The organism is Streptomyces sp. NPDC055140 (genome assembly GCF_053607285.1).
Map to the genome: position 1 here is coordinate 409,516 of NZ_JBSGTG010000001.1, position 15,713 is coordinate 425,228.

Here is a 15,713-nt window from a genome sequence, read left to right on the forward strand (position 1 = left end):
CCCCCCGAACTGCGGCTCCCGGAACGACCGCTCCCAGAACGACGACGCGGCTAGGAGGCCGGCCGTTCCACGCCGCCGCCCTTGTTCTCCTTGGCTTCCTTCTCGGCCATGGCTTCCCGCTCCGCCTTGGCTTCCTTCTCCGCCTTGGCCTCGGCCTTCGCCGCGTCCGCGATCTGCCGCTTGGCGGCGGTCGCGTACATGTCGACGTACTCCTGGCCGGAGAGCTTCATGATTTCGTACATGACCTCGTCGGTCAGGGCCCGCAGCACGAACCGGTCGTGCTCCATGCCCTGGTAGCGGCCGAAGTCGAGGGGCTTGCCGATGCGGATGCCGGGGCGCATCAGCTTGGGCAGGACCTTGCCGGGGGGCTGGATCTTCTCGGTGTCGATCATCGCGACCGGGAGGACGGGCGCGCCGGTGGCGAGCGCCACGCGCGCGAGTCCGCCGGGCTTGCCGCGGTACAGGCGGCCGTCGGGCGAGCGGGTGCCCTCCGGGTAGATGCCGAAGAGCTCGCCGCGCTCCAGGACCTCGATGCCGCTCTTGATGGCGGCCTCGCCCGCGCCGCGCGAACCGGAGCGGTCCACGGGGAGCTGGCCGACGCCCTTGAAGAACGCGGCCGTGAGCTTGCCCTTCACACCGGGCGTCGTGAAGTACTCGGCCTTCGCGATGAAGGTGACCTTGCGGTCGAGCACCGCCGGCAGGAAGAAGGAGTCCGAGAAGGACAGGTGGTTGCTGGCCAGGATGGCGGGACCCTCGGCGGGAATGTTCTCGAGGCCCTCCACCCAGGGCCTGAAGCCGAGCTTCAGCGGCCCTCCGATGGCCACCTTCATTGCGCCGTAGATCAACCCACTGCCTTCCCTTGTCTGTGGATCAGACCATAACCCGCGCCGCAGCTCCGAGGCCCTACGACCCTGGTCGGTGTCAGCGCGGTCGCGTACGGTGAAGTACGCCCCGCAGTCCTGGGCGATCCCCCTCTCACGAACAGGAGACCGAAGGTGCCGGTCATTCCTGGAGCCGAGCCGTACCGCCACGAAGGCGGAGAGGTCGGCGTCCTCCTTTGTCACGGGTTCACCGGTTCCCCGCAGTCGCTGCGCCCCTGGGCGGAGTACCTCGCCGAGCGCGGCCTCACCGTCTCGCTCCCCCTGCTGCCCGGTCACGGCACGCGCTGGGAGGACATGCAGGTCACCGGCTGGCAGGACTGGTACGCGGAGGTGGACCGCGCCCTGCGCGAGCTGCTGGACCGGTGCTCCCAGGTCTTCGTCTTCGGTCTGTCGATGGGCGCCGCCCTCGCGCTGCGGCTCGCGGCGAAGCACGGGGACGAGGTGGCGGGCCTGGTCCTGGTGAACCCGGGGAACAAGGTGCACGGCCTCGCCGCGCACGCCCTCCCGGTGGCCCGGCATCTCGTGCGCTCGACGAAGGGGATCGCCAGCGACATCGCGAAGGAGGGCTCGTCGGAGATCGGGTACGACCGGGTGCCGCTGCACGCCGCGCACTCCCTGCGGAACTTCTTCCGCATCGTCGACCGTGAACTGCCGCAGGTGACACAGCCGTTGGTGGTCCTGCACAGCACCCAGGACCATGTGGTGCCGCCCGTCGACTCGGCCCGCGTCCTCAGCCGGATCTCGTCCACGGACGTCGAGGAGATCCTGCTGGAACAGAGCTACCACGTCGCGACGTTGGACCATGACGCGGACCGGATCTTCGACGAGAGCTATGCGTTCATCGGCCGGCTCGCCCCCAGTGTCGGTAAGGAAGGGACGGCCACCGGTGGCTGAGCAGGACCGACGTGAGCCCGCCGGCGACGAGAGCCGCGAGCCGGAGGACGCGTCCGCCGAGACGGCGGCGTCGGGCACGGCGCTGCCCGGTCCGGCGCAGCTCGGCAAGGAGCAGCAGCCCGGCGCAGACGCGACCGCGGCCGCCGGGGGCGCCGGCCAGCCCGTGGACGAGGACGTCGTCTGGGCCGCCATCGTCGCCGGGTACGGCGATGAGCCGCCGGACCCGCCGGGTGCCAAGCCGTTCAAGTCGATCGAGGACCTGGCCCTGCCCGACCCGGAGACGAACGGCTCGGAGACGGACGGCCCGGAGGCGAGTGGCTCGGAGCCGGACGCCCCAAAGCCCGGCAAGCCCGCGACGCCGCTCGGCTCCTCGGTCTCCTTCGCACCCGGCGTCGGCGGCCCCCGCGACTACCGGCAGGCCGAGCCGTCGGACAGCGACGACGAGGGCCACTTCGTGCCCCCGGAGCCCCCGCCGCTGCCCGAGGCGGACGTCACCGCCAAGTTCGCCTGGCTCGCCGTGATCGGCGGCCCGGTCCTGATGCTGCTGGCCGTGCTGCTCGGCTGGCAGATGACGTGGTGGCTCACGACGGTCTGCGTCGGTGGCTTCCTCGGCGGCTTCGGCACGCTCGTGATGCGTATGCAGGGCGACGATGACGACGACGATCCGGGGCGCGGCGCGGTCGTCTGACCCGCGTCAGCCCCGGGCGGCGGGAACCCTGAGGGCGGCCAGGACCGGCAGATGGTCCGTGGCCGCCCTCAGGTCGTCCTCGCTCACCCCCGGCATACCCACCGGGACCCCGCAGCCGAGGACCTCGACGCCCTGTGTCGCGAGGATCGCGTCGATGCGCTGATGCGGGTCGGCCGGTGTCGACGTGTACTCGCCGAGCCACGGCTTCGTGGCCCAGGTGTCCTGGAGAGCCTCCGCGAGGCGCCGGAACGTGCGGCCGCCGGGTCGTTCGTTGAGGTCACCGCCCGCGACGGCGTGCTCGACGCCGAGCGCCGCGAGCCGGTCGAGGAGCATCCCGCCCTGCGCGTACCGCTCGTCCTTCTGCAGGCTCAGATGGCAGCTCAGTACCCCGATCCTGGCGCCACCGAACCGGACGACGGCGGTCGCGAAACCGCGCCGGTGCAGTCCGGGGGTGAGGGGCAGCAGGACGTCCTCGGTGCGTTCGACGGTGGCGCGCAGGGAGCAGAGCAGAGCCGGGCCCGCCGCGCTCGCGCCGCCCGAGAGGATCACCAGGTCCGAGGCGGCCGCGAGCCGGGCGAGTTTCTTGCGCCAGCGGAAGAAGCGGGGCGCCTCCTGGATCAGGACCAGGTCGGGGGCGCAGGCCGCGATGACGCGGGCGAGCGCGGCGGTGTCGTCGCGCATCGAGCGGATGTTGTAGCTGAGCACCCGGACGACGGCCGAACCGTCGGGTTCGGTGCGGGAGTTGGGGAGTGATCCGGTGACCATGACGATCAAGATACGACGAACGCCCGCCGTTTCTCCGGGGAAACGGCGGGCGTTCGGTGGCTGAAGCAGCCGGTGTCACATGATCGGGTCGGGCTCCCGCGCCAGGTCCGCCGCTCCGACCATGCCCGCCTTGTTGCCGAGCTGGGCCGCGATGACGTCCGCCACGGGGCGCCAGTTGCCGCCGACCAGCCAGCGCTTGTAGGACTTGCGGATCGGGTCGAGGACGAGCTCGCCCTCGTCCGAGAGTCCGCCGCCGACGATGAACGCGGACGGGTCGAACAGCGAGGCCAGGTCGGCGAGGCCCGCGCCGGCCCAGCGGGCCAGCTCGCGGTACGAGTCGACGGCCACGGCGTCACCCTGGCGGGCGGCCATGGAGATGTGCTTGCCCTCGATGCCGTCCGGGGTGCCGTCGCCCAGGGAGAGCAGGAACTCCGCGTTCTCCGGGGTCGCGTTGGCGCGCTGCTTGGCGTAACGGACGAGCGCGCGGCCGGAGGCGTACTGCTCCCAGCAGCCCTGGCTGCCGCAGCCGCACAGCAGGCCGTCCGGGACCATCCGGATGTGGCCGAACTCGGCGGCCACGCCGAAGTGCCCGCGGCGCAGCTTGTTGCCGATGATGATGCCGCCGCCGAGGCCGGTGCCGAGCGTGATGCAGATGACGTTCCGGTGGCCCTTGCCCGCGCCGAACTTGTATTCGCCCCAGGCGGCCGCGTTCGCGTCGTTCTCGACGACGACCGGCAGGCCGACCCGCTTCTCGACCTCTTCCTTCAGAGGTTCCTGGCGCCAGTCGATATTGGGCGCGAAGTAGACCGTGGAGCGCTGGCGGTTGACGTATCCGGCGGCGCCGATGCCCACGCCGACGATCTCGTGTCCTGCCCGTGCGCCCTCGACGGCCGAGGCGATCGCGTCAACGATGGCCTCGGACGTGCTGGGAGTCGGCACCTTGAACGTCGAGAGGATGTTGCCTTCCTCGTCGACCACGCCGGCCGCGATCTTTGTGCCGCCGATGTCGACGCCGATGGTGAGTCCCATGAATCCCTCAGTTCGGTCGAGCCCCGCTACGGCCCACCGTACCCGAGCGGTCTTCAGTCGAGGTCGATGTGTTCACCTTTTGAAGGCCCCTCGGGGCCCTCGTCACGGGGGTCCGTGCCGTCCGCGGCGGCCCGTCCGGCCTGGGCGCCCGACGAGCGCTGGGTCCAGCGCTGCTCCTGGCGCTCGACGGCGGAGCGGTAGGCGGCGAGCAGCTCGTTACCCGCGGCCGCGAGGTGGTCGAAGACCTCGGGATTGCGCTCGACGACCGGCTCGACGGCCGCCTTCGCCTGCTTGACGACCTGGCTGACGACCTGCTGCGCGGTGCCCTGCGCGACCGCGCCGAGAAGGGGCGTCTGGAGCCCCGACAGCTTCTCGGCGACGGCGTCGACGAGCTTGCGCAGCTCCTCGGCGGCCGAGCCGGGCGGGGGCCCGTGCTCGGCACGGCGGCGGGCCTTCTCCTCCGCGAGGTCCTCGGCGCACGCCTTCTCCCAGGCGTCGGCGTCTGCCTCGGGTGCGGGCTGCTCGGTGGCGTCGCTCATGGCGGCTGACTCCTGCGAGAACGTATGTGGGTGGGTGCGTACCAGGAGGGGTGCGTACCTTCGACGTTACCCGAACGGCGGTAGTCCGTTCACCGTCCCCGCGGCCACAGGTCGGGGTCGGGGGTGAACCTGATGCGCAGGACGCCGTCGCGCAGGCCGGCGCCGGCGACGGTGCAGCGGCGCAGCGCCGACGGCAGGGAGACGATGCGGCGGAGCGGTCCGGCGGTCACGACGAGTTCGTCGCCGCGCCGCACCAGCCCGAGGTCCTCGCGGACGGCGCCGGGCAGCGGCAGGTGCCACACGAGGACGCCCTCGTCGGCGATGCGGTCCTCGACGGGCCAGGCGGTCGCGGCCGGCGCGGGCGGGACCGGCGGTGCGCCGAGCGCGGCCAGGTCGTCGGCGCCGCGCGGGTCACGGCCCAGATGGGGCAGCTCATGCACGTCGTGCGTGCCCTGCCAGGTGGCGACGATCTTGCGCTGGCGGGCGGCGGCGTCAGAGAGCCACGGGTCGGTGGAGCCGTCGGGGAGCACGCGGGAGGCGAGCAGCGCGTCGGCTCGCAGGCCGTGCAGGGCGAGGGCGGTGGTCGTGGCGAGCAGGGCGTCGGCCGCGGCGGGCGTGGGTTCGGCGACGAGGCGCACGGTCGTGTGCGGGTCCTCGATGACGGCCTGGGCGGCGGCAAGTTCGGTGTCCCAGCGGTCCGCCGTCTCGTACAGCCACTCCGCGGGCATGGGGACGCCGGCGAGGCGGCCGAGGAGGGGGCGCAGGGCGCGGGCGGCCTGGCGTTCCGGGGGGAGCAGGCGGCGCAGGTAGCGGCGCAGTTGTTCCGGCAGGGCGAGCAGGGCGAGGGCCTGCGGCGCCGGGGGAAGGTCGACGACGACGAGGTCGTAGGGACCGTGTGCGCTGTCGCGCAGGGCGCGGAGCAGGGCGAGCTCGTGGCTGCCGGGCAGCGGGGTGAGTTCCTCGGCGTCGAGGCGGGTGGCGCCCAGGAGGTCGAGGGCGGACGCGGCCTTTTCCTGGAGGCCGGCGAGGTCCTCGCGGAAGCGGTCCGCCGGGGCGAGACGTATCGCGGTGAGACCGGGTTCGACGGACGTCGGCGCCGCGCTCGTAGGGGTGGCGAGGGCGGCGCCGAGGGTGTCCGTGGGGTCCGCCGAGAGCACAAGGGTGCGGGCTCCGCGGCGGGCGGCGGTGAGGGCCGTGGCCGCGGCGGCGGTGGTCCGGCCGGAGCCGCCGGGGCCGGTTACCAGAACGGTGCGCATGGGGTGTGAGGCTACCTGGGACGCAGGTCGCCCCCGGCGGGCCGCCGGACGGAGACAGCGGGCCGCCGGACGGGGGCGCCGGGAGCTACTTCGTCTCCACGCGCTTCTTCAGGCCGGCGAGGGCGCGGTCGATGATGACCTTCTCGGCCTTGCGCTTGATCATGCCGAGCATGGGGATCTTGACGTCGACCGTGAGGCGGTAGGTGACCTCGGTGCCCGTGCCGGACGACTTCAGGAGGTACGTGCCGTCGAGGGAGCGCAGCATCTGGGACTTGACCAGGGTCCAGGAGACCTCGTTGTCCCCGGTCCAGGTGTAGGCCAGGGTCTGGTCGTCCTTGATCGCTCCGGCGTCCATGACGAGTCGCACCTGCTCGGCGCGGCCCGCGCCGTCCGTGGCGAGGACCTCGGCCTCCTTCACCTCTCCCGTCCAGTCGGGGTAGCGGGCGAAGTCGGCGATCACCCCCATGACATCGGCCGGTGCCGCCTCGATCGTGATGCTCGAGCTGGTGTGTTCCGCCATCGCGGTGGCTCCTCCAGATGCGGTCCGCTGAGGGGTGGTGTGTATCGCGTGAAGGCTACCGCGCACCGGCGGCGGCGCTGTCACCACTCCAGGGCCCAGGGCCTGCCCGAACCCGCGAAGTGGCCGACATTGACGCACTCCGTCGCCCCGATCCGCATGCGCCGGGCGAGCGGCTGGTGGACGTGGCCGAAGAGGGAGTACCGGGGACGGGTGCGCCGGATCGCCTCCAGGAGGGCGCGGCTGCCGCGCTCGAAGCGGCGCGCGACGGTGTCGTAGACGAGTTCGGGGACGTCCGGCGGGATGTGGGTGCACAGCACGTCGACCTCCCCGACAGCCTCGATCTTGGCGGCGTACTCCTCGTCGCTGATCTCGTACGGGGTGCGCATGGCGCTGCGCAGTCCACCGCCGACGAAGCCGAAGACGAGGCCGCCGATCTCGGCGCGCTCGCCGTCGAGGACGGTGGTGCCGGGTCCGGCGTACTCGGACCACAGGTGCGGGATGTCGACGTTGCCGTAGGTGGCGTACGTCGGTGTGGGGAACGCCGCGAAGAGCTCGGCGTACTGCTTGCGCACCGCCGTCTCGATGGCGGTCCCGCGATCGATCCCGGCCCAGAGCCCGGCGCCGAACGTACGTGCCTCCTCGAATCGGCGGGCGGTGCGCAGCTCGACGATGCGGTGCGCGTTCTCCACACCGAACAGGTCCGGGAAGATGCCACGCGAATGATCTGCGTAATCGAGGAAGAGCACCAGGTCACCGAGGCAGACGAGGGCGTCCGCCCCGTCTCCCGCCCGGGCGAGGTCTGTGGAGTTTCCGTGCACATCGCTGACCACATGTACGCGCATGCGATCACCCTAGAACTGTGTGGGAATCGTGGGTAGAGGGGGCCGGACCTGCGGTTACTTCCTATTCGCCGATTCGGTGGACTAGGGTCGGCGGAGCAGTTACACGGCGTGTGACGCAGCGAACATCTGGCCTGGACCCCCTACCGGAAAAGCAGTACCGGTGGGTAACGTCCGGGCAGTCCAGTAGTGCTCAGCATTTCAACCACTGGGGCTACCACTGCTTCAGCAGCTGAGCACCTGCCCGATCTTGGACCGCATCGTCGACTCACACAATGCCGTGGCGCCGGTGCCCTATGAGGAGCAGCAGTCTTGCGCGAGTTCAGCCTTCCGGCCCTGTACGAGGTCCCTGCGGACGGCAATCTGACCGACATCGTCCGCAGAAACGCCGCGCAGCACCCCGACGTCGCCGTCATCGCCCGCAAGGTGAACGGCACCTGGCAGGACGTCACTGCCACCACCTTCCTCGCGGAGGTGCGGTCCGCCGCCAAGGGCCTGATCGCCTCCGGCGTGCAGCCGGGCGACCGGGTCGGCCTGATGTCCCGTACCCGCTACGAGTGGACGCTCCTCGACTTCGCGATCTGGAGCGCAGGCGCGATCACCGTCCCGGTGTACGAGACCAGTTCCGCCGAGCAGATCCAGTGGATTCTCGGCGACTCCGGCGCCGTGGCCTGCGTGGTCGAGAGCGCCGGGCACGAGGCCACCGTCGAGTCCGTGCGCGACCGCCTCCCCGGCCTCGGCCACGTCTGGCAGATCGACGCCGGCGGCGTCCAGGAGCTGGACCGCGCGGGCGCCGGCGTCTCCGACGCGACCGTCGACGAGCGCAGCGCCGTCGCGAAGGCCGACGACCCGGCGACGATCGTCTACACCTCGGGCACCACGGGCCGCCCCAAGGGCTGCGTCCTCACACACCGCAGCTTCTTCGCCGAGTGCGGGAACGTGGTCGAGCGCCTCAAGCCCCTCTTCCGTACGGGCGAGTGCTCGGTGCTGCTCTTCCTGCCCGTCGCGCACGTCTTCGGCCGCCTGGTCGAGGTCGCCTCGCTGATGGCCCCGATCAAGCTGGGCCACGCCCCCGACATCAAGCACCTCACCGATGAACTGGCCGCGTTCCGGCCGACGTTGATCCTGGGTGTGCCGCGCGTCTTCGAGAAGGTCTACAACTCGGCGCGCGCCAAGGCGCAGGCCGATGGCAAGGGCAAGATCTTCGACAAGGCGGCCGACACGGCCATCGAGTACAGCCGCGCCCTGGACACCCCCAAGGGCCCGTCCATCGGTCTGAAGCTGAAGTACAAGACGTTCGACAAGCTCGTCTACTCCAAGCTGCGCGCCGTCCTCGGCGGCCGCGGCGAGTACGCGATCTCCGGCGGCGCCCCGCTGGGCGAGCGCCTCGGCCACTTCTTCCGCGGCATCGGCTTCACGGTCCTCGAGGGCTACGGCCTGACCGAGTCCTGCGCCGCCACCGCCTTCAACCCGTGGGACCGGCAGAAGATCGGCACGGTCGGCCAGCCGCTGCCGGGTTCCGTGGTCCGGATCGCCGACGACGGCGAGGTGCTGCTGCACGGCGAGCACCTGTTCTCGGGCTACTGGAACAACGAGGCCGCGACCGAGGAGGCGCTGGCCGACGGCTGGTTCCACACGGGCGACATCGGCACGCTCGACGAGGACGGCTACCTCCGGATCACCGGCCGCAAGAAGGAGATCATCGTGACGGCGGGCGGCAAGAACGTCGCCCCGGCCGTCATCGAGGACCGCATCCGCGCGCACGCCCTGGTCGCCGAGTGCATGGTCGTCGGCGACGGGCGCCCCTTCGTCGGCGCGCTCGTCACGGTCGACGACGAGTTCCTCGGTCGCTGGGCCGCCGAACACGGCAAGCCGGCCGACTCGACCGCGGTGTCCCTGCGGGACGACGCGGATCTCCTCGCGGCGATCCAGACGGCCGTGGACGACGGCAACGCGGCGGTCTCCAAGGCGGAGTCGGTGCGCAAGTTCCGCATCCTGCCGACCCAGTTCACGGAGGAGTCGGGCCACCTGACGCCGTCCCTGAAGCTGAAGCGGAACGTGGTGGCGAAGGACTACGCCGACGAGATCGAAGCGATCTACCGGGGCTGAGCCGTGCGGGGGCCCCGCCCCCGCACCCCCGCTTCCCTTGTCCTCGAACGCCGGACGGGCTGGATCATCCAGCCCGTCCGGCGTTCGGCGTTACAACAGCCCGCGCAGCCGCTCGGCCAGCAGATCCCACCGCCACCGCTCCTCGACCCACTCGCGCCCCCGCTCCCCCATGCGCCGCCGCAACTCCGCGTCGCCGAGGAGCGTGATGATCCGGTCGGCGGAGTCCTCCGCGTCGCCGCCCTTCACGACCCAGCCCGTCTCCCCGTCGAGCACCGCGTCCGGCGCGCCGCCGGAGTCACCCGCCACGACCGGCAGACCCGTCGCCGACGCCTCCAGGTAGACGATGCCGAGACCCTCGACATCGAGGCCCCCGCGCCGGGTCCGGCACGGCATGGCGAACACGTCGCCCGCCCCGTAGTGCGCGGGCAGCTCCGACCACGGCACGGCCCCCGTGAAGCGCACCGAGTCGGTGACGCCCGTCTCCGCGGCGAGCTTGCGCAGCTCCTTCTCGTACGGGCCCCCGCCCACCACGAGCAGCACCGCGTCCGGGACGGCCGCCAGGATCCGCGGCATCGCGAGGATCAGGGTGTCCTGCCCCTTGCGCGGCACGAGCCGCGAGACACACACGACGACGGGCCGGTCGGTCAGTCCGAGCCGCTCGCGCACCAGATCGCCGCCGGAGCCGGGGTGGAACGTCTTCTCGTCCACACCCGGCGGCAACTGCACCATCCGGCCCGCCGCGGCGGGCGTCAGGGCGGCGGCGATCCGCGACCGCGTGTACTCGCCGAGATATGTGATCGTGTCCGTCGACTCGCCGATGCGGCGCAGGAGTTGGCGGGACGCGGGCAGTTGCGCCCAGCCGGCCTCGTGCCCGTGCGTGGTGGCCACCAGGCGCTGGGCCCCGGCCTTGCGCAGCGCCGGAGCCATCAGGCCGAGCGGGGCGGCCGCGCCGAACCACACCGACGTGCAGCCGTGCTCCTTGAGCAGGCCCACAGCGCGCCGGGTGACGCGGGGCGTCGGCAGCAGCATCGTCGTACGGTCGCGCACGACGGTGAAGGGCTGCTCGGCGTCGAAGGCGGCGGTCGCCTCGACGCCCTCCCGGGTGCGCTTCCAGGTGGAGGCGTAGACGACGAGCTGCTCGGGGTCCAGGCGGAGCGCCATGTTGTGCAGGAACGCCTGGATGCCACCGGGCCTGGGCGGGAAGTCGTTGGTCACGATCAGGGTCTTGTGCATCGCCGCCGACAGTACCTAACGCGCCGGTGGGCCATGCTTCATGGCCCCTGCACAGTTCTGCCCGGCATCATGGCCCGAATGATGCCGAGAATCCCGGTCCCCGCGGTGCTGGTGTGGGCCGCGACCAGGGCGCTGCTCCTCCTGTGCGTCCTGAAGGTGATCACGGTCCCGGGTCCCGACGTGACGAGCGACGTCTCCGTCATCTACCGGAACTGGTACGGGATCCTGCGCACGGGCACGTTCCCGCTGGACGACGTCACCTGGCAGTACCCGCCGGCCGCCGCGGGCGCGATCCTCTCCCCCGCCCTGCTGCCGTTCCTGTCCTACGCCACCGCGTTCTTCGTGCTCGCCCTCCTCGCCGACGCGCTCACCTTCGGGCTCCTCGTGTACGCGGGCGGGCGGCCCGGCAGGTCGTGGCGCGGGGCGTGGGTGTGGGTCGCGGGCGTGCCGCTGCTCGGTCCGACCGCGTACGCCCGTTACGACGTCATGGTCACGGCGGTCGCGGTGGCCGCGCTGCTGGCCGGGGCCCGGCATCCGCGCGTCATGGGGGCGCTCACGGGGCTCGGCGCGCTGCTGAAGGTGTGGCCCCTGCTCCTGCTGCTCGGGACCCGTCGTGGCCGCGTCACACGGGCTTCCTGGGGCAGCGCGGCCCTCACGGCCGGCAGCCTGGTCGTCGCCTTCGCGGCGGCGATGCCGGGCTCGCTCGGCTTCCTCACCTCCCAGCGCGACCGCGGCACGGAGGTCGAGTCGCTCGGCGCGCTGGTGTTCCACGTGGCGCGGCAGTTCGGCTGGCCGGGTTCCGTCGGGCTGAACTACGGCTCGATGGAGTTCCTCGGCCCCTACGTGGACGTCGTGAGCGTGGTCGCGCAGGTGCTGACGCTGCTCGCGTTCGCCTGGCTCCTGATGTGGCGGCTGAGGGCGCGGGCCTGGGCGCCGGGGACGCTCGCGGACGCGGCGTTCGTCGCGGTGCTGCTGTTCACGACGACGAGCCGGGTGATCAGCCCTCAGTACATGCTGTGGCTGACCGGTCTGGCCGCGGTGTCGACCGTGTTCTCCGCGAGCCGGATGACACCGCCGGCCTGCCTGGTCGTGGCGGCGTCCCTCGTGACGTTCCTGGAGTTCCCGCTCGGCTTCGGACACGTCGTGTACGGCGACGGACTCGGCCTCGCCCTGATCCTCGTACGCAACGGCCTGCTGGTCGCCGCCTCCCTCACCGCCGCCCGGCGCCTGTGGCGGCAGACGGTCACGGAGCCGCGGACGCGCGAACAGGCGCTGCCTCCCCGGGCGGCCCGCGACGAGACCCTGCTCACGTCATGACCCCGCCGGCCGGTCAGCCGAGCTGGGCCCGCAGATAGTCCCGCCAGTCCGCCGTGAACTTCTCCTGCGTCGTCCCGAGCACGCTCACCATCGCCTCCTCGACCGCCCCGGTCCGCCGCTTGTGCTTCCCCACGGCGCGGTAGAAGTCGTTCAGTTTCGCCTCGCCCCAGCGGTCGGCGATCATCCGGCAGGCCAGCCACCCGCCCTCGTACGCCTGCGCGAGCCGTCCAGCGTCGCCGGAGAACCCGAAGTCCGGGTCGGTGGGGAGCGCGGCCGGCAGCCGGCCGAGCCGCACCGCGCGCTCCAGTTCCGGCGCGGCCTGCCCCGCGGAGCGGCCGGTACCGCGGTAGCCGACCCAGTCCGCGTAGCCCTCGGACAGCCACAGCGGAGTCGCGCCCGACGTCGCCGCGCGGGTGGCGACGTGGGTCGTCTCGTGCGTGAGGACGACCTGCTTGCCGAAGGAGCCGAGCACGCCGTACGCGTCCGGGTTCACGATGATCCGGTCGGCCGGCGTCCGCCCCGGCGCCCCCGCCTCGCCGGTCGTCACCGCGGCGATCCCCCGGTACCCGGCGGCGGGTGACCCGAGCAGCGCCCCCATGCCGTCGAGGGACTTCGGGACCAGGACCACGACCCGCTGGGCCCAGCCGGTCCCCCAGGCGTCGCTCACGGCGGGCACGGCCTCGTCGGCTAGGTCCGCGTAGCCGCTCAGTGCGCCGTGGGACCTGCCGACGCCGAGGACGAGACTGTGCACGCCCCGCTCGACGACGACCCTGCCCTGTTCCCAGAGCTGCTCGCCGGCGTCCGGGGCGGGCCGGTCGGAGGTCACGTACCAGCGGCCCTCGCGCAGTTCGAGCTCGAGGGAGCGCCCGGAGACGACGGGGGCGCTGTCGTAGCCCTTGATCCGGTAGCGCAGTTCCGCGCCGGCCGTGGCATGGCTGCCGGAGCGGTCCAGGCGCGTGAGCCGGTACGTCCAGGAGGTCAGCGGGACGTCGGTGAGGTTCGCCGGGACCGCGGCGTCCGCGCTGCCGGTGGCCCGGTACGCGGCCGGATCCCGGGCGAGGACGGCGTCGGCCCTGCGGTCGAGGGTGTGCTGCACATCGCCCCGCGCGGTGTCCTGCGCCACTCCCCCGCTGCAGCCGACGAGCCCGGTGAGCAGGGCGGTCACGGACAGCAGGGCGACGCACGCCCCCGCTCCACCCGCACCACGCCCACGACCAGCCATCCTCCCGATCGTACGGCGCCTGCCGCGACCGCTCAGACCCGTGTCACGGACGACACGGGCATCATGCCCACCGGGTCGTAGCGCACGGGCGCGCCGGGGTAGGGGGCGTGGATGACCTGGCCGTTGCCCACGTACATCCCGATGTGGCTGGCGTCCGAGCGGTAGGCGACGAGATCGCCGGGCCGCGCCTCGGACAGCGGCACCTGCCGGCCCGCGTACCGCTGGGCCTGAGAGGTGCGCGGCAGGCCCACGCCCGCCCGCGCGTACGACCACTGCATGAGGCCCGAACAGTCGAATCCGGAGGGCCCGTTGGCGCCCCACACGTACGGCTTGCCGACCGCGGACATGGCGGCGGCGACCGCCGCGGCGGCCCGGCCGGACGACGGCACGCCCGCGCCCGACAGGTCGGGGATGCCGTCGCGCACGCCACCGCGCGAGGCGCGCTCGTAGGCCTCACGCTGCGAGGCGGGCAGGGAGTTGAGCAGGCGGCGGGCCGTGGCGAGCTTGTCCTCGACGGCCCGCTTGTGCCGGGCGACGGCCTTGCGGGAGCGCTCCAGGTCGACGAGTTTGAGGGTGGCCTCGGCGCGTTCCTGGGACAGGTCGCGCTGCGCCCGCTGCAGTTCGGTGAGTTCGCCGGCCTGGCGGGCGGTGATGCGGTTGAGGACGGACGCCTTGTCGAGATAGCCGTCGGGGTCCGACGACAGGAGCAGGGCGAGAGCGGGGTCGATGCCGCCCGAGCGGTACTGGGCGCCGGCGAGCGAACCGAGGGCGCCGCGCATGGTGTTGATGCGCTCCTGCCCGCGGGCGACGCTGCCTTGCAGGTCCGCCAGTTCGTCGCGGAGCTTGCCGGCGCGCTCGTCGGCCTTGTTGAACGCCTCGGTGGCCTGCTCGGCCTGCTCGAAGAGGCGGTCGACCTCGGCCCGGGTGCCGGACGGGCGGTCCTGTGGCGCGGCGCCTGCGGGGGCGGCGGTGAGCCCGGCGGCGGTGGCCGCCACGGCGGACACGGCCGACAGGAGGCTGACAGTGGAGCCGCGCGCGCTCCGGTCGAGGCCGGACTGTGCGGGACGGCGATGTGACCCCACGAGTAGCCGCTCTCCCTTCCACTGACGAACGACCCCCGGCCGGAGAACCCGGTCGGGGGAATGCGGGGCGACAGTAGCCGCGAGGGGCGGGCGCGGCCAACGACCGCTGCGGGCGGAAAACGCGACGCCCCGCCTATGACGCAGGTCATGGGCGGGGCGTGGGGTCAGCGGGTGATGCCGGAATTCGCCCGAACGGGCGCGCTTTCTCGTGGCGCTCGCCCGGCGGATCCGGGCCGGGTCCTCAGCCGGACAGGCGGACGCCGAACATGAAGGAACCGACGGTGCTCATCGACTCGTAGCGCACGACGGCGCCGGGGTGCGGGGCGTGCAGCACCTGGCCGTTGCCGGCGTACAGGCCCACGTGCGCGAGGTTGTTGAAGAAGACCAGGTCGCCGGGCTTGAGCTGGCTCATGCCGATCTTCGTGCCGTCGTTCTGCTGCGTGTACGTGGTCCGGGTTATGCCCACACCGGCCTGTCCGTACGACCACTGGGTGAGCCCGGAGCAGTCGTAGGAGTTGGGGCCCGTGCCGCCGGAGACGTACGGCTTGCCGAGCTGGGTGGCGGCGGCGCTCAGGGCGGCGGCGCCGCGCTTGGAGGCCGGGACCTCGTTGCCGAGGTCGACGCGGGCGCCGGCGGAGCGGCTCGCGCGGGCGTCGTCGGCGGCCATCTTCTGCCGCTCGGCGGCGGTGAGGGTGTTGAGGAGCTTCTGCGCGGCGCTGAGCTTGCTCTGGACCTGCTGCTTCTTCTTGCCGAGTTCCGTGCGGGTGTCGGCGAGGTCCTTGAGCTTGTCGGCGGCCTCCTGGCGCTCCTGCGCCAGCGAACGCTGCTTCTCCTGGATCTTCTTCAGGCCCTCGACCTGCTGACCGCTGAGCTGGTCGAGCGTGGAGGCCTTGTCCAGGAAGTCGTCCGGGTCGGCGGAGAGGAAGAGCTGGACGGAGGGGTCGATGCCGCCGGAGCGGTACTGCGCACTGGCCATCGAACCGAGGCCGGAGCGCAGCTCGTTGAGGTCCTCCTGGCCGCGGGCGACCTTGTCCTGGAGGTCGCCGATCTCCTTCTCGAGCTTCTTCTGCTTCTCCTTGGCCCCGTTGTACTTGTCGGTGGCCTTCTCCGCCTCTTCGTAGAGCTTGTCGACCTTGGCCTTGACCTCGCTCTTGGTCGGCTTCGGCGCGGCCTGTGCCGCCTGCGACGTGAGGGCCACGGCGGCGGCGGCGGTTGCGGTGAGCACGGTCACACGGGTGCGGCTCGGCTGCTTGGGTCGACGGTGGGACGCCACGAAGGCGAGCTCCTTCTTCCTCCAGCCGCCTACCGACACGCCGGTGGGCGGTGACCCTCTGCCGTC

Annotated in this window: 15 protein-coding genes; 4 read left to right on the forward strand and 11 right to left on the reverse strand. The window is 72.2% G+C overall.

Features of this window, described 5'->3' with window-relative positions:
* Positions 1-50 precede the first annotated feature (50 nt).
* Positions 51-830: a lysophospholipid acyltransferase family protein gene (locus tag ACWFR4_RS01940; RefSeq protein WP_116502541.1), complete on the reverse strand. Its 780-nt coding sequence runs from the start codon at positions 828-830 to the stop codon at positions 51-53.
* Positions 831-995: 165 nt separating this feature from the next.
* On the opposite strand from ACWFR4_RS01940, the gene ACWFR4_RS01945 reads away from it, so the two are divergent.
* Both ACWFR4_RS01945 and ACWFR4_RS01950 read left to right on the forward strand, forming a co-directional pair.
* Positions 996-1,775 carry an alpha/beta hydrolase gene (locus ACWFR4_RS01945; protein ID WP_227294266.1) on the forward strand — a complete coding sequence of 260 codons (780 nt, stop codon included), beginning with the start codon at positions 996-998 and terminating at the stop codon, positions 1,773-1,775.
* Entirely contained in the window at positions 1,768-2,463 is a 696-nt protein-coding gene (locus ACWFR4_RS01950) for a hypothetical protein (RefSeq protein ID WP_453650255.1), read from the forward strand. Before ACWFR4_RS01945 ends, ACWFR4_RS01950 begins: the two co-directional genes overlap by 8 nt.
* Positions 2,464-2,469: 6 nt before the next feature.
* Here ACWFR4_RS01950 and ACWFR4_RS01955 read toward each other — a convergent pair whose 3' ends face one another.
* From ACWFR4_RS01955 to ACWFR4_RS01980, 6 genes are all read right to left on the reverse strand, one after another.
* Positions 2,470-3,228 carry an endonuclease/exonuclease/phosphatase family protein gene (locus tag ACWFR4_RS01955; protein WP_453468126.1) on the reverse strand — a complete coding sequence of 253 codons (759 nt, stop codon included), beginning with the start codon at positions 3,226-3,228 and terminating at the stop codon, positions 2,470-2,472.
* 75 nt (positions 3,229-3,303) lie between these two features.
* On the reverse strand, positions 3,304-4,257 hold the full coding sequence (locus ACWFR4_RS01960; protein ID WP_100592179.1) for an ROK family glucokinase: 954 nt from the start codon (positions 4,255-4,257) through the stop codon (positions 3,304-3,306).
* 53 nt (positions 4,258-4,310) lie between these two features.
* Positions 4,311-4,796, reverse strand: a complete 486-nt coding sequence (locus ACWFR4_RS01965) for a DUF5304 domain-containing protein (protein ID WP_453468781.1) — start codon at positions 4,794-4,796, stop codon at positions 4,311-4,313.
* Positions 4,797-4,885: 89 nt separating this feature from the next.
* A complete protein-coding gene (locus ACWFR4_RS01970; protein ID WP_453650257.1) occupies positions 4,886-6,052 on the reverse strand; it encodes an ArsA family ATPase in 1,167 nt (388 codons plus the stop codon).
* Positions 6,053-6,137: 85 nt separating this feature from the next.
* Positions 6,138-6,572 carry an SRPBCC family protein gene (locus tag ACWFR4_RS01975; protein ID WP_266565140.1) on the reverse strand — a complete coding sequence of 145 codons (435 nt, stop codon included), beginning with the start codon at positions 6,570-6,572 and terminating at the stop codon, positions 6,138-6,140.
* Between the two features lie 80 nt (positions 6,573-6,652).
* On the reverse strand, positions 6,653-7,414 hold the full coding sequence (locus ACWFR4_RS01980) for a metallophosphoesterase family protein (RefSeq protein ID WP_453468783.1): 762 nt from the start codon (positions 7,412-7,414) through the stop codon (positions 6,653-6,655).
* A 309-nt stretch (positions 7,415-7,723) separates the two neighbouring features.
* Between ACWFR4_RS01980 and ACWFR4_RS01985 the strand changes: the two genes are divergently transcribed.
* Positions 7,724-9,520 (forward strand): AMP-dependent synthetase/ligase, encoded by a 1,797-nt coding sequence (locus tag ACWFR4_RS01985; protein WP_453650259.1) that lies wholly within the window; start codon positions 7,724-7,726, stop codon positions 9,518-9,520.
* A gap of 90 nt (positions 9,521-9,610) precedes the next feature.
* Here ACWFR4_RS01985 and ACWFR4_RS01990 read toward each other — a convergent pair whose 3' ends face one another.
* A complete protein-coding gene (locus tag ACWFR4_RS01990) occupies positions 9,611-10,753 on the reverse strand; it encodes a glycosyltransferase family 4 protein (RefSeq protein ID WP_453463483.1) in 1,143 nt (380 codons plus the stop codon).
* Positions 10,754-10,831: 78 nt separating this feature from the next.
* Between ACWFR4_RS01990 and ACWFR4_RS01995 the strand changes: the two genes are divergently transcribed.
* Entirely contained in the window at positions 10,832-12,070 is a 1,239-nt protein-coding gene (locus ACWFR4_RS01995; protein WP_453650261.1) for a glycosyltransferase 87 family protein, read from the forward strand.
* Positions 12,071-12,083: 13 nt separating this feature from the next.
* Here ACWFR4_RS01995 and ACWFR4_RS02000 read toward each other — a convergent pair whose 3' ends face one another.
* The 3 genes from ACWFR4_RS02000 to ACWFR4_RS02010 all read right to left on the reverse strand — a co-directional run bounded on the left by ACWFR4_RS02000 (position 12,084) and on the right by ACWFR4_RS02010 (position 15,647).
* Positions 12,084-13,292: a hypothetical protein gene (locus tag ACWFR4_RS02000; protein ID WP_453650263.1), complete on the reverse strand. Its 1,209-nt coding sequence runs from the start codon at positions 13,290-13,292 to the stop codon at positions 12,084-12,086.
* A gap of 32 nt (positions 13,293-13,324) precedes the next feature.
* A complete protein-coding gene (locus ACWFR4_RS02005) occupies positions 13,325-14,374 on the reverse strand; it encodes an NlpC/P60 family protein (protein ID WP_453650265.1) in 1,050 nt (349 codons plus the stop codon).
* A 241-nt stretch (positions 14,375-14,615) separates the two neighbouring features.
* Positions 14,616-15,647 (reverse strand): NlpC/P60 family protein, encoded by a 1,032-nt coding sequence (locus ACWFR4_RS02010; RefSeq protein ID WP_453650267.1) that lies wholly within the window; start codon positions 15,645-15,647, stop codon positions 14,616-14,618.
* Positions 15,648-15,713 lie beyond the last annotated feature (66 nt).